Origin of the sequence: Salinicola rhizosphaerae (genome assembly GCF_014652715.1) — a bacterium.
Lineage (GTDB): Bacteria > Pseudomonadota > Gammaproteobacteria > Pseudomonadales > Halomonadaceae > Salinicola > Salinicola rhizosphaerae.
On sequence record NZ_BMZI01000003.1, the window covers coordinates 238,341 to 252,742 of the forward strand.

The 14,402-nt window shown below is 63.2% G+C and carries 10 protein-coding genes and 1 pseudogene; 7 read left to right on the forward strand and 4 right to left on the reverse strand.

The window, feature by feature from the left end:
- Window positions 1–61 precede the first annotated feature (61 nt).
- Window positions 62–1,090 carry a tRNA (adenosine(37)-N6)-threonylcarbamoyltransferase complex transferase subunit TsaD gene (gene tsaD, locus IE125_RS07300; RefSeq protein WP_189443997.1) on the forward strand — a complete coding sequence of 343 codons (1,029 nt, stop codon included), beginning with the start codon at window positions 62–64 and terminating at the stop codon, window positions 1,088–1,090.
- A gap of 121 nt (window positions 1,091–1,211) precedes the next feature.
- Here the strand turns inward: tsaD and IE125_RS07305 are convergent.
- Window positions 1,212–1,736: pseudogene (locus IE125_RS07305) on the reverse strand (glycerol-3-phosphate acyltransferase); the annotation flags it as partial.
- Window positions 1,737–1,983: 247 nt separating this feature from the next.
- Here IE125_RS07305 and folB point away from each other — a divergent pair.
- From folB to IE125_RS07325, 4 genes are all read left to right on the forward strand, one after another.
- Window positions 1,984–2,337, forward strand: coding sequence for a dihydroneopterin aldolase (gene folB, locus IE125_RS07310; RefSeq protein ID WP_189444273.1), 354 nt, complete (start codon window positions 1,984–1,986; stop codon window positions 2,335–2,337).
- Window positions 2,337–2,843, forward strand: coding sequence for a 2-amino-4-hydroxy-6-hydroxymethyldihydropteridine diphosphokinase (folK, locus tag IE125_RS07315; protein WP_189443998.1), 507 nt, complete (start codon window positions 2,337–2,339; stop codon window positions 2,841–2,843). The genes folB and folK overlap by 1 nt, the downstream gene beginning before the upstream one ends.
- 100 nt (window positions 2,844–2,943) lie before the next feature.
- Window positions 2,944–4,413 (forward strand): ATP-binding protein, encoded by a 1,470-nt coding sequence (locus IE125_RS07320; protein WP_189444274.1) that lies wholly within the window; start codon window positions 2,944–2,946, stop codon window positions 4,411–4,413.
- Complete coding sequence (locus tag IE125_RS07325; RefSeq protein ID WP_189443999.1) at window positions 4,413–5,105, forward strand: response regulator; 693 nt, start codon at window positions 4,413–4,415, stop codon at window positions 5,103–5,105. Before IE125_RS07320 ends, IE125_RS07325 begins: the two co-directional genes overlap by 1 nt.
- A gap of 88 nt (window positions 5,106–5,193) precedes the next feature.
- Here the strand turns inward: IE125_RS07325 and IE125_RS07330 are convergent, their stop codons facing one another.
- Complete coding sequence (locus IE125_RS07330) at window positions 5,194–8,391, reverse strand: phage tail family protein (RefSeq protein ID WP_189444000.1); 3,198 nt, start codon at window positions 8,389–8,391, stop codon at window positions 5,194–5,196.
- A 342-nt stretch (window positions 8,392–8,733) separates the two neighbouring features.
- Entirely contained in the window at window positions 8,734–10,035 is a 1,302-nt protein-coding gene (locus IE125_RS07335; protein WP_189444001.1) for an OmpP1/FadL family transporter, read from the reverse strand.
- A gap of 326 nt (window positions 10,036–10,361) precedes the next feature.
- Here IE125_RS07335 and IE125_RS07340 point away from each other — a divergent pair, with 326 nt between their 5' ends.
- Entirely contained in the window at window positions 10,362–10,808 is a 447-nt protein-coding gene (locus IE125_RS07340; RefSeq protein ID WP_189444002.1) for a MerR family transcriptional regulator, read from the forward strand.
- Window positions 10,805–13,621, forward strand: a complete 2,817-nt coding sequence (locus IE125_RS07345) for a heavy metal translocating P-type ATPase (RefSeq protein WP_229808975.1) — start codon at window positions 10,805–10,807, stop codon at window positions 13,619–13,621. The genes IE125_RS07340 and IE125_RS07345 overlap by 4 nt, the downstream gene beginning before the upstream one ends.
- Before the next feature lie 136 nt (window positions 13,622–13,757).
- Here the strand turns inward: IE125_RS07345 and IE125_RS07350 are convergent, their stop codons facing one another.
- Window positions 13,758–14,369: a YitT family protein gene (locus IE125_RS07350; RefSeq protein ID WP_189444003.1), complete on the reverse strand. Its 612-nt coding sequence runs from the start codon at window positions 14,367–14,369 to the stop codon at window positions 13,758–13,760.
- Window positions 14,370–14,402: the final 33 nt, after the last annotated feature.

Consider the following 14,402-nt stretch of genomic DNA (forward strand, 5'->3'; position numbering starts at 1 on the left):
TGACGCCCCTTCATATCGCTTCACCCTTTACAGTGTTTCACCGAACGGCGGACCCTTGACCATGCGCGTGCTGGGCATCGAAACCTCCTGCGACGAGACCGGCGTCGCCCTCTACGACACCGAGCACGGCCTGCTGGCCGATGCGCTCTATAGCCAAGTCGCGCTGCACGCCGAATTCGGCGGCGTGGTGCCGGAGCTCGCCTCGCGGGATCACACCCGCAAGCTGCTCCCGCTGATCGATGAGGTCCTGGCGGAAGCCGGCATGGTCAAGTCCGATCTCGATGCGATTGCCTACACGGCGGGTCCAGGCCTGGTCGGCGCACTCATGGTCGGTGCCTGCACTGCGCATGGCATGGCGCGCGCGCTCGGCATTTCGGTGCTCGGTGTCCACCACATGGAAGGCCATCTGCTCGCGCCGATGCTCGAAGACGAGGTGCCCGAGTTCCCGTTCGTCGCGCTGCTGGTCTCCGGCGGCCATACCCAACTCGTCGATGTGGCCGGCCTCGGCGAGTACCGCCTGCTTGGCGAGTCGGTCGACGACGCAGCGGGCGAAGCCTTCGACAAGGTCGCCAAGATGCTCGACCTCCCCTACCCGGGTGGCCCGCAGGTCGCCGCGCTGGCCGAGCGCGGCGACACCGCACGTTTCCGGTTTCCCCGGCCGATGACCGATCGCCCCGGCGTCGATTTCAGCTTTTCCGGCCTGAAGACCCACACGCTGACCACGCTGCGAACCCTGGAGAGAGACGGCGCGCTCGACGAGCAGAGCCGCTGCGATGTCGCCCGCGCCTTCGAAGATGCTGTCGTCGACACGCTGGTGATCAAGTGCCGTCGGGCACTGCAGGCCAGCGGTCGTCAGCGGCTCGTGGTCGCCGGCGGCGTCAGCGCCAATCGCCGGCTGCGGGCAGCGCTGGATACCGCACTGTCGAAGCTTGGCGCGCAAGCGTTCTACCCGCGCGGGCGTTTCTGCACCGACAATGGCGCCATGATCGCCTACGCCGGTGCCCGACGCCTCGCGCTCGGGCAGCGCACCGATACGCTGCAGCCACGCCCGCGCTGGCCGTTGAGCGAACTCACTCCTCCTGTCGCCTGACGGCCTGACCATCCGGGTTGACGGACCCTCCCCCCGGATCGCCACGCTGCGTCAGCGCATCTTCCTCGCCGAGCGGGTCCGCCAGCGTCGAGAGCGACCGATCTCGCTTGCGCTCTCGCCAGCGCCGAATGTTCCAGGCGTGACGCACCAGTACCAGTAGCGAAAAGCCACAGATCACGCCGGTCATCGCCGGGCTCAGCCAGTAGCTGAGCAGCGGCGCCATCAGCGCCGAAGCGAGCGAGGCGACCGCCGCCGTGCGTACCCGCCAGGCGAGCAGGAACCAGCACAGCGCACAGATCAACGCCACCGGCGTCGCCAGCATCAGCAGTACACCGAAGGCGCTGGCCACCGCCTTGCCACCCCGGCCGCGATGCCAGACGGGGCAGCTGTGCCCGACCAGCACGCTCAGCCCGACCAGCCCCTGAGCCCATACTGACAGCGACAGCGCACTCGCGGCCCAGAGGACCGGCATGCCCTTGGCGGCATCGACAAGCAGCGTGACCAGCGCCGGCCGCCACCCGAAAGCCCGCAACACGTTGGAGAAGCCGGGATTGCCCGACCCGGCAAACCGCGGATCGCCCAGGCCCCAGGCGCGACAGATCCAGATCGCGCCCAGCAACGAACCGCTGAGATAGCCGCCCGACATCAACAAGGCGGTGGCGAGCCCCGGTGGCAAACGTTTCTCCCTCGTTCAGCAGATCATGGTGGATAACGACCGTCTTCCGATCACCGCGGCGATGAGCGATGCGCTCACCGGCGACGCCTCCTGATTCTGCCACTGCCATGACGTACAATCGACGCCACCATGGGTTTGGGGCCACTCAGCGGCCCTGCCGGACAACGTTTGTCCGCTCGCGCTTACACAAGAGGACTCCCGCGTGGATCAGGTAGCAGTGGATCTGGTAGTGATCGAAGCCTTGGCCGTGGAGACGGTGATCGGTGTCTACGACTGGGAGCGGCTCGTGCGCCAGCGGCTTGAACTCGATCTGGAACTGGAGACCGACATTCGGGCCGCCGCCCAGGATGACGATCTGCGTCATACACTCGACTATGCCGCCATCTGCGAGCGCCTGACCCGCTACGCCGAGGACAACGCTCACGGCCTCGTCGAGACCTTTGCCGAGCGTGTCGCCGCCCTATTGATCGCCGAGTTCGGCATTCGCCGACTACGCCTTGGCGTGCGCAAGCCAGGCGCGGTTGCCAACGCGCGTGCGGTGGGCGTGCGTATCGAGCGCGAGGCCAACTGATGCCATTGGCGGTACTCGGCCTAGGCAGCAACATCGCGCGCGAGCATCATCTGCGCCAGGCGCTGGCGGCGCTCGAGACGCTCGCGGCTCCGCAGCCGCTAGCCATTTCGCCGGTGGTCGAAAGCGCCCCGGTCGGATTCGACGACGCGCGCCACTTCTACAACCTCGTGGTGGCCTTCGAAACGCCCCTCTCACCGCAGGCACTCGAGGCCGAGTGCAAGACGATCGAACGCGCCAATGGCCGACCGAGCGGACCGGCCAAGCTTGTCGCGCGCACGCTCGATATCGACCTGCTGCTGTGGGGCGACGCGGTCGGCCGCTTCGGCGACGTTAACCTGCCGCGTGAGGATATCCTGCACTACGCCTTCGTCCTGCATCCGCTGTCGCTGCTGTTTCCGGACCACTGTCACCCGACGAACGGCCGCAGCTTCGCCGACCTCTGGGCAACGTTCGATGCCGCCGCCCAGCCACATGAGCGGGTCGCCGCCGACTGGCTCGGCGGCTGATTCGGCAATCTTCACACTTTTTACCGATTGCCTGCCTCGTTCATGACCGTCAGCGAGCCACACTCAGGAGATCTCTCGACCGGTGAAAAAGCCCGACCTGATGCCACTGTCCCTCAGTAACCGACGCGACTGGCCAAGACTGTCGCGACTGAGCCTGAAGCTCTTCGCGATCATCCTGATCACTAACGTGCTGATCAGCGGCCTGGTCTTCGTCTTCATCTCGCGCAGTCTTGACCAGGGCTTCGTCAATTACCTGGAGCGCAGCCAGGCGACCCGTGCCGAGACGCTGGCCAACGCGCTGGGCGAGCAGTGGTCGCAGCGCGGCAGCTGGAAATGGCTGCGCGACAATCCCCGCGCCTGGCAGAGCCTGGTGCGCAGTCAGCTTTGGTCCAGTGAACGCCACCCTCCAAGCGGCATCGACCGTGAGCTGAGCGACGCCCACGGCTATGTGTTACTCGACGAGCTGAGCAATCCGGTCATCGGCGAGCCACTGCTCAAGCCACCGCCCCAGGATCCGGACATGCCGCCGCCACCGGAGCCTCACTTCGTCCCCATCCGCAGCGGCGACAAGATCGTGGGTCAGCTCGGCTACCTGCCGCCCGAGCGGCTGATGGCGCGGATGGATCAGATCTTTCTCGACCGCCAGCAGCGCAACCTGGTGATCATCGTCGGTTCTCTATTTCTGGCCTCGCTGCTGCTCGCCGGCGGGCTCGCCTGGTGGCTGGGTCGCCGCGCTCGCAGCATGACGCTCGCCACCCGGCGGTTGACGCTCGGCGACTACAGCGTACGTCTCTCCGAACGAGGCCGCGACGAGCTTTCGCGCCTGTCGGCGGATTTCAATCAGCTCGCCGAGACACTGGAGGCCAACCGGCGCGCGCGCCAGCGATGGGTCGCCGATATCGCCCACGAGTTACGCACGCCGCTGGCGGTGCTGCGCGGTGAGATCGAAGCGATGCAGGACGGCGTGCGCCCGCTGACGGTCGACAATCTAGGGTCGCTGCAGCAGGAGGTCGGCCAGCTCGGGCATCTGGTAGAGGATCTGCGTCTGCTGGCCCAGAGCGATGCCGATGCGCTGGACATGCATCTGGTGCCCGTCGACCTCGAGGAGTCGTTGACGCAGCGCCTGGACGACAGTCGGGCGCGACTCGAAAGCCAGGGTCTCGAGCTCTCCGTCGAGAGCGAGGCGCTATGGGTCCGCGCCGACAGTCAACGCCTGCGTCAGCTATGGGATAACCTGCTGTCAAACACCATGGCCTACACCGACAGCCCCGGCATGCTGCGCGTGGTGCTTCGGCAGCGCCAGCAGCGCGCCGAGGTGATCTGGGAAGACACCGCACCCGGCGTTCCCGCGTCGGAACTCTCGCGGCTCACCGAGCGTCTCTATCGGGTCGAAGGCTCACGCAATCGCCGCAGCGGCGGCAGCGGACTGGGACTCTCGATCGCCAGCGCCTTGATCGAAGCTCAAGGAGGCGAACTGACGCCCTCGGTCTCGCCACTCGGTGGCCTACGCTGGACACTGTCGTTCCCGCTGGAAACGACCCTCTCGTCAACTGTCATGGAGCCGGCTTGATGAATGACACGCTGCTGATCGTCGAAGACGAACCCAAGATCGCCCGTCTGATCGCCGACTACCTCGCCAAGAGCGGTTACACCTCCGACCACCTCGATCACGGCAACGCCGTCATGGAGTGGCTGGAAGAGAATCAGCCGATGCTGATACTGCTCGATCTCATGCTGCCAGGGACCGATGGCCTCACGCTGTGCCGCCAGATTCGAGAACGTTATCCGGCGCTGCCGGTCATCATGTTGACCGCGCGTGTCGAGGAGGTCGACCGCCTGCTGGGGCTTGAGCTCGGTGCCGACGACTACATCTGCAAGCCGTTCAGCCCGCGCGAGGTCGTGGCCAGGGTCAAAGCCGTGCTGCGCCGTACCCGCGGTATCAGCGGCGGCGGGGAATCGCTACCGGAGTCGGACCGGATCACGCTCGACGAGGATGGCTGGCGCGCGCTCGCCGGCGGCGAGGATCTGAGTCTCACCGCCGTAGAGTTCCAGCTATTGAAAGTGATGATGCAAAGCCCCGGGCGTATCTTCTCGCGTGACCAGCTCATGGATCACATGTATCGCGATCACCGCATCGTCTCGGAGCGTACGGTCGACAGCCACGTCAAGAAACTCCGGCGCAAGATCGCCGACGTCTGGCCCGAGCGCGACATCATTCGCTCGGTCTACGGCGTCGGCTACAAGTACCAGCCGGAAGAATAGACCTACCCTGCCTCTCGGCCCTAATATCCCGGCCCGGGCCAACGCTCGGCGCTGGAAAAGAGCCGGGCAGCACAGGGCTCGAGACCGGTCAGGCGATGTTCAAGAACGACTTGAGATCGTCGAGATCGTTATAGTCGTCGTTACGCCCGAAGAGCTCGTCGATCTGCGCAGCTCGCCGCTTGTCGAGCACGCCATCGGTGTGGGTGATGTCATAAAGCTCCTTCAGGTACCCGGTAAAATCCTCGAACTCCCCTTTGATTTCGCTATTGGCGTTCGGCGTCAGCACGTACCAGGTACCTGATTTCTTGAAATAGATGGTGTCCCCGCCGTCGAGAAGACGAATCGAGGCGACATCCACCTTGTCCATATCCTCCTTGAAGTCGCCGAAGTTACCCGGATCGCCGCTGTCGCCGAAGATGTTGACCACGTCGGGGTTCTCGTCCCAGGCCGCCGGGTCCGGCGCATCGATGTACTGGGTAATGGCATCGACATCATTGTAGCTGTCGGTCTGCGCGAAGACGTCGTTCATCTCGTCGGCACGTGACTGGCTGAACTCACCGTTCGGATGAGACAAGTCATAAAGCCCCTTGAGATAGTCGATGATCTTGCCACGCGTCTCTTTATCGGTGTGGCTGTCACCCGCGTTCAAGTCGATAATCTGCTTGACGCCATCCTTCGAGAAGATGACCCGATCGTCCCCCGCCAGCTCGATCGAACCGACGTCCACCCGGTCCACGTCTTCCTTGAAGTCGCTGTAGGTGCCGGGGTCACTGTCATCGCCGAAACGCGGCAGGCCGGACTCGTCGGCCGGATCGAGAATTTCGGTGTCGGTGTCGCTCCACGGCCGCCAGTCGTCGGTCTTGTAGTAGCTGTCCTTTCCGTTCTGACGGACGGTGGTGCCATCCAGATGCTTCTCCCAGAGGTTCTCGCTGTCGGGGTCGCCGTCGACGTGCAGATTGGGGGCAAGTCGGGGCAAGGAGCTGCCTCGCTCCCCGTCGGTATTCTGGAAATGCTCCCACTCGTCGGCCTGATACTCGAAAATCGATTGATCGTCGGGAGAATCGCGGCCGCCGTACATGTAGGACTCGTAGCGGGCGAATTCGAGCTTGTCTCCCCAGTCGTCCTGAGTGACGCCGTAACTCGCCAGATCCTTGAAGAAATCGCCCTGGGAGTCGGTCAGCTTCTGCATTTTCTGGTGATTGATCGCCTCGGCGATCAGCGAACCGGCGATGCCAAAGATCGCCCCGGCGATGCCGAGCACCGGACCGGCGATCCGCGAGCCCATGAAGAGCCCGTTCATCACCTTGGTACCGATATTGCCGATACTGGCAGCCAGATTGCTCCCTCGGGACGAGAACATCGATATGGTGTTGGCAATCGACATCGCCGTGCCTGAAGTACCGGCCCCAAGGGTCAACCCGGCACCGGCTTTCTCCAGAGCCGTATCGGCGTTTTGCAGTTTCTTGACGCCCGTCACGATATCCATCACGCCGCCAGTGACATCCAGGCCTGCTCCCCCCATGAAGCGCAGGAAGCTGCGCCCCATCTTGCGAGCCGTCTCTCCCTTCGAATCGGCACCGGTCGGAGCCCCCATCTGTTCACCGAGACTCTGGGTCATCTCGCGATAATCTTTCTTGCCCTGTTCGTCGAGATCATCCAGCGGAATACCGGCGTCGCCGAGGTTGTCCGACGCCGTGTTGACGGCATCCTTGATGGACTTCGAAACCGCATCGACGTTCTTCGTGCCCTGGCTCTTCCAGATATCGGGGAAGTTGTCGTCGAGCAGTCCAAGCCACGAGGTCGCATTGATCTTGGCCTTGCCATCTTTGCCCTTGCCGCCGAGCTGCTCGACGATGTTGGAACCGAAACGGGCGAAGTCGTTACCGAAGCTCAAACCACTGACCAGGTCTCGGACGGCCGCCAGACGCTCGGTGTCGGTCATGTCGTCCCAGCTGCCGTTGGACAGCTGCACGCCGCCGCTGATCAGGCTCATGGTGCCGGTCATGGCGCCGAGGGTGCCGGAACCACTGGCAGAGTCGAGCACTTTCTTGAAGGAGCCTCGCGTGTCTTCCGAGACCCCCTGGAGATTGTCGTTGATGACGTTCTGGAACAGCTTTTCCTTCTGAGCCTGATCCGCACCGGACGACTCGCTGATATTGGTCGCCAACGTGAAGGCTTTCAGCAGCTTTTTGCTATCGCCGCTGCTCAAGCCATCGAGCGTCTTCTTGAAGCTCTCGATATCGTTGAGGACCTTGTTATAGGCGTTATAGGCTTTGGTGCCCTTGTCCATCTCCTGAAGAGCGCCATTGATACCGTGCTGGACGATATCGATGGTGTCGCGTAGCGCCACGTCGGCACTTTCATCGTCGACACTGTCTGGATTCTCCATGTAAGAATCCAGCTGGTGGGTCATCATGTTCTGATCGAAGGTCTGCTTGCGCGCGGCGTAGCGATCCGGGTCGAGCGCCTGCAGCGCCTGAAAGTAGTTGTCGACTTCCGTCTGAATCCGATCACCCAGCGCTTCGTCGCCGCTCTTCTCCGCTTTCTCCTTGATCGCGATGACGTAATCCTCGAAGTCGAGGTTGGCGTTGCCGTCACTATCGAAAAGCGCTTCGTTCACCTTGTCGCTGATGGCGCTCCGCTGGTCGTCGGGAATGCTCTCGATCGCGCCCTGCAGCGACTCGTCATAGCGCTTGCTGATATCGTCGCTCTGCATCAGTTCGGAAATCTGACTGGCGAGTTCATCTTCATCGATGAGCGCCTTGGCATCATCGCTGGTCAGATGCGTGGGGTCGGTCTGCGACTGCCGGTAGGTCGAACCTCCCGACTCCATCAGCTCGACGTAACCATAAAGATCGTAGCCGTTGTCGACCGCACCCTGCGCGTCGATCAGATCGACCAGTTTGGCTTCGTCCGAGTCCTTGTCGAGCTTGCCGCTGTCGACATCGTCGCGAATGCCCTGAATGAAATCTTCGGCGGCCTTTTCGCCCACCGTCTTCTTCTCACCGTCGTCATTGGTCTCGTCGACTTCGGTTTCCGTCAGGCCGTTTTCGGTGAAGTCGGGGATATCGTACTTGTCTCGAATCTCGTCTGCGCTAAGGCCCGAGGCCTCGGTCTCCTCGGACGAGGTCGTCTCCGCCGTCTCATCCGTCGTCGAGTCGCCATCGTTTTCGGATTTCTTGCCAGAAGCGATGGCCTGCACCAGCGCATCGAGCCACTGCGGGGATTCGGTACTGCTGCTGTCGGACGCCTTGACGTCGGTATCGGAATTGACGGACGGTGCCATCAGCGGCCTCCTGAAGAGATTTGGCATCGGAGTCGGCGCCAGGAGCGCGCAACCTGTCGATAGCCAGTATCCCTCGGTGAATGGACCGTCCAACGCGCCCTGCGTGACAAGATGAATAAAAATGTAATCAAAAAGAAACCGTCGCCGCTGTTTCTGCGACAACGGCACCATCCTGATAGGTGCCTTTGGCGCCAACCCTCTCAATCGGTGGCTGAAATAGGGCCATCGCCGCCAAATGGCCCGTTACACTCCGACACACGCAGTAATGCCCCCGCCGGGCGCCAGACTTGAAACGAAACAGGCGCACCGGGCCCGCCTGTCTCCAGTCCGGCAACGAATGCGTCAGAACCGGTAGGTCGCCTGCACACCGAAAAGATTCAGCGTGTTGTCGTAATCGGCACTGAAGGAGTTGCCGTTTTCATCCTGCTGATCCACCGGCGCGCTGGATTCCCAGATTCGGGTATACGCCAGATCGACGGTAACTGCCGGCATCGGAGTCCAGCCCGCGCCGAGCGAGACCAGCGTCCGATCCGCCGACGGCACGCGGACGGTACGCACGCTGTCGCGTATGGGTGACTCGTCGTAGGCGAGGCCACTGCGCAGCGTCCACTCGGCGTTGACGCGGTAGGACGCCCCGATCGCGTACTGCCAGGCATCCTCGTAATCCTGCTTCTCCTCGATCGGCAGCCCCAGCTCGTTGTCGACCACGAGCTCGTCGAATCGACTCCAGCGGACGTAGGTCACGCCGCCCATCAGCGTCCATCGATCGGTGAGGCGATGCGTGACCGAAAGGTCGATCGTCTCCGGCAGCGTGATGTCGAGCGAGGCATCGCCCTTGCCATCGATGAAGACCGGTGCGCCGGTGCCGGGGTTGACGCCACCGAATACCTGGGAGGCATCGACATCGCCGTCGAGCGTGTAGTCGACCTTGGAGCGGTAGGTCAGGCCGAGCGTGGTGGACTCGACGGGCCGGTAGATCATGCCGATGTTGTAACCCCAGGCTTCGTCGTCGCCATCGACATTGACAGTGCCATCGGCACTCGAGGATGGGTTGAGCGGATTGGGCGTCTTGGTCTCCAGCTCACCGCTGATGGTGTTGTAGGTGATGCCGACACCGACGGAGAATTGGTCATTGAAGCGATACGACAGCGTAGGCTGTGCGGTGATGACCTCGACCTCGCTATAGTTGCCGAAGTGTCGCCCCAGAAAATCGTCGTTGTAGTCGGTGATCAGGCCAAAGGGCGCGTACACCCCCAGGCCGAAGCTCCAGCGATCATTGATCGGCTGAACGTAGTAGCCGAACGGAATCGCCTTGTGAGGGATCATGTCGCCATCGCTATCGCCCTGCGATCCGACGACGCCTGCTCCGGTTGGCTGAGAGGCGCTGGCGTTGTGGATATCGCTGCTCGCATCGATGTAGTTCACCCCGCCGGTCAGCTGCGCCTGATTCAGAAACGACATCCCGGCCGGGTTACCGAAGACGATCGTCGCATCCTGAACGTTGGACGAACGCCCGGCCCAGGCGTTTCCCTGACCGCTGACGCTCTGTTCCTGAAGCTGGAAGGCACCGGCGAAGACCGGCCCCGATGCGGCGGCGCCAACGGCGGCAATAGCGACGGACAAGCGTGAATAGCGAAGCTTCATGACGTGACTCCCGATCCCTCGGAGCCTCTCGACCGCGATCGCTGACACCAACGCCGACCCGAGAAGACTCCTGCATTTTTTGGGCTGCAGACCGCTTGGCCATCAGCCGGTTTCTCGCCTTCCGTTTTGACGTAATGGCGACCTGCGGTCAATTCGCAAACGGTCGTTTTAATCGCTCAATAGGGAACTCTTTGGTCGTAAGACCAAGGGTGACCAGACCTTGGTCGATCGAGCCCCTGGCTTCCCCTTCTCCTTTTCCGACTCGCCTTGACCCTTGTGTTACACCTAGGTTTTAGACTTGGGTCATCGACAGCCGAGGACATGACATGAAGGTCACCGAACTCTCGCGCATGGCAGGCGTTACGCCGGAAACCGTCCGCCATTACACCCGGCAGGGTTTGCTACAGCCGCAGCGCGATCCCGACAACGGCTACCAGCTCTACGGCGAGCGTCATCTCGAACGCCTGCGCTTCATCCAGCGCGCCCGCACATTGGGCTTCAGCCTGACCGAGATCGGCGAGATTCTCGCGCAGGCCGATCAGGGAGACTCCCCCTGTCCGCTGGTCCGCGACCTGCTGGCGGCTCGCCTGCCTCAGATTCACGAAAAGATTCGAGAATTGCAGGCGCTGGCCAATCGTATGGAAGAAGCACTCGAGGACTGGTCGCACTTGCCGGACGGAACGCCAGATGGTCATAGCATCTGCCAATTGATCGAGCACACGCCCGGCACACGAAGTGAATGCTGCAGCTCTCGCAACGAGGAGGCCGGATGAATCGTTACCGATACACCATTGACGCCATGCACTGCCAAGGCTGCGTCAAGCGCATGCGCGAGGCGATTCAGGCAGAGGACACCGACGCCGAAGTCAGCGGGGCCCCCGCCGAGAAGCGCCTTGAGGTCACATCCACGCTATCCGATACCCGCATACAGGCGCTGCTCGCCGACGCGGGTTATCCAGCCGACGAAGCCGTGTCGAAGCGATCCGCGGCGGCGCGTTCATTGACCGTGCCGGGGATGAACTGCCAAGGCTGCGTCAAGCGCATGCGCGAGGCGATCCAGGCAGAGGACGCCGACGCCGAGGTCAGCGGGGCCCCCGCAGAGAAGCGCCTTGACGTCACATCCACGCTATCCGACACCCGCATACAGGCGCTGCTCGCCGACGCCGGTTATCCCCCGCAGGACACGCCGACGATTGCGGATGGAGCAGAAGGCAATAGCGACCAACATTTCTCGGAAGCACCGGCGCAAACGATCGCGAAGGGCCATGGCCGAGATGAGACAGACATCAACGGCATCGAGTCCGATTCAAGCGACACATCGCCCATGCAGCGGTTTTCGATCAGTGGCATGACCTGCGCCGGCTGCGTCAATGCCGTGCAGAAAGCGCTCGCGCGAACGCCCGGCGTGCAGCGCGCTCAGGTCAACTTCGCCAGTGAAACGGCACAGGTCAGCGGCAGCGCCTCCAGCGAGGCGCTGGTCGCCGCGGTGAAGTCGGCGGGCTACGGCGCGCAACCGATCGAGAATCTGCGCGAGGCCACCGCCCAGCGTCAACAAAACGCAGCCAGCCAGATGCGGCGCCATGCCATCGAATCTGCCGTCAGCCTCTCGCTCGGCATTCCGATGATGCTGGCGATGTTTTTCCACACGCCCCGGTTCGCCGGCGCGGAGCGTATCGTCTGGCTGGTCTTGGGTCTGGCGACACTCGGCGTTCTCGCCACGGCCGGCCGCCGTTTCTTCGACGGCGCATGGAAAGCGGCCCGCCATCATCAGGCCAACATGGATACGCTGATCGCGCTGGGCTCGGCTGCCGCCTGGCTCTATTCGATGGCCGTCCTGCTGTTGCCGTCGGCGATTCCCGAAGGCGCTCGTCATCTGTACTTCGAGGCGTCATTGATGATCGTCGGCCTGATCGGTCTGGGGCAGACACTGGAACTCCGTGCGCGAGGACGCACCAGCCAGGCGCTGTCCCGCCTTCTCGACCTGCAAAGCGCGACGGCGAGGGTGATCCGGGGAGAGGCTGACCAGGAAAGAGAGACCGAGGTTGATATCGAGGCCGTGGAAGTGGGCGACCGCATTCGCGTGCGCCCCGGTGAACGCCTGCCGGTCGATGGCGAGATCGAGACCGGCGACAGCTACCTCGATGAGTCGATGCTGACCGGCGAGCCGGAACCGGTGCACAAGCGCCCGGGAGACCGCGTCAGCGCCGGCACCGTCAACGGCCGCGGCAGCCTGATCTATCGCACGACGCAGGTCGGCGACGATACCCAGCTCGGGCGTATCGTCGATCAGGTCTCGCGCGCACAGGAGTCGCGCCCGCCCATCGGGGCGCTGGCCGACCGGGTCTCGGCGATATTCGTACCGAGCGTCATGATCGCCGCCGTGGTGACCGCGCTGATCTGGCTCAACGTCGGCCCGGCACCGCAGATGATCCACATGCTGGTGGCCGCCACGACCGTATTGATCATCGCCTGCCCCTGCGCATTGGGACTCGCCACGCCGATTTCGACGATGATCGGCATCGGCAAGGCCGCCGAGTACGGCATCCTGATTCGCAGTGGGGAAGCCCTGCAGACGGCGAGTCGACTGACCACGCTGGTCGTCGATAAAACCGGCACGCTTACCGAGGGCAAGCCCAAGGTAACCGATGCCCGATACTGGCAGGACGAGTCGCTCGCCAAATCGGTCGCGGTGGCGCTCGAACGAGACTCGGAGCACCCGCTGGCAACCGCGCTGCTTGCCTATCTCGGTGACGATACGACACCGTCGAAGATTCGGGATTTCGAAAGCCTGACCGGGCGTGGCGTTCGCGCGACGCTGGCTGACGGGCGTGTCGCGCTGCTGGGCAACGCTGCACTCATGCGGGAACAAGAGATCGATATTGCCACCGCCGAACGCGAAGCCATACAGTGGCAGTCGCAGGCCGCAAGCCTCATTCATCTCGCCGTCGATGGGCAGTTCGCGGCTCTTTACGGCGTCCGCGATGCCCTGCGTCACGACAGCCGGGAGGCGATCCAGCGGCTGCACGATGCGGGCCTCAAGGTCGTCATGTTGAGCGGCGACGGTCAGGCCGCCGCTGATGCCATCGCCCGTGAGGCCGGTATCGACGACGTGCGCGCCGAGCTGATGCCGGGAGACAAGCAGGCCGCCATCCAGGCACTGCAGGCGCGTGGCGAACGCGTCGGTATGGTCGGCGACGGCATCAACGACGCCCCGGCGCTGGCGCAGGCCGAAGTGGGCTTCGCCATCGGCCAAGGCACCGATGTCGCGATCGAAAGCGCCGGCATCACGCTCATGCGCAACTCGCTGCACGGCGTTGGCGACGCCATCGCCATCAGCCGGGCCACGCTCACCAATATCAAACAGAATCTGTGGGGCGCTTTCGGTTACAATTCGCTCGGCATCCCGATCGCCGCCGGCATCCTCTATCCGTTCACGGGCATGCTGCTGTCGCCGATGATCGCGGCGCTGGCGATGTCGCTTTCCTCCGTCACCGTGGTGAGCAACGCCAACCGCCTGCGATTCTTCCGCCCCGATGCCGGCCGGCGCGACAAGACCGAATTCCAGGCTGAGGAAACATCCGCATGACGCTACTGCTCAACACTCTCGGTATTGCCGTGATCCTTTTCATCGTCTGGTGGTTCTGGCTGCGCGGTTGAGCCGCGCAGCCGGCGGAGAGGAACCTTGATCTCGCTAGGCGCCGCGACTGCCCCGCTCTTGCTCCTCAACTTTGACTCACGCCGGTATAAAGTCCCGGACGATGATTGATGGTGAGGATGGCACTGAGCACCACGGCGCCGATGATCGAGTAGAGCACGTTGGTGACCGGCAGCACCGCAAACGCTATCAGCATGATCAGGGCGTCGAGCGCCATCTGCACCTTACCTGCACGCCAGCCGTACTTGTCCTGCAGGTAGACGGCGAGAATGTTGAATCCGCCGAGACTGCCGCGGTGGCGAAACAGGAACAGCACCCCGAGCCCGATCAGACTGCCGCCGGCCAGGGCGGCAAACAGCGGATTGACCTCGCCGATGGTCAGCCAACCCGGCAGCATCCAGGAGATCCAGGAGAGTAGCGCCACGGCGGCGAAGGTCTTGAAGGTGAAATGGTGCCCGACACGGCGCCAGGCGAGCCAGTAGAAAGGCAGATTGACGACGAAGAAGACGGGTCCGAAGCTCCACCCGGTCACATAGGTGATCAGCAGCGCCATCCCCGCCGTGCTGCCGATCAGAATCTCCGCGTGATGATAGATCGCGAGCCCCAGCGCGGCGCAGGTCGACCCCAGAATGATAGCCAGCACGTCCTCGTACGGACGATGGCGATGCACCGATTCCATTGCATGATCCTTGTTCTATTCGTGCCGCCGGAT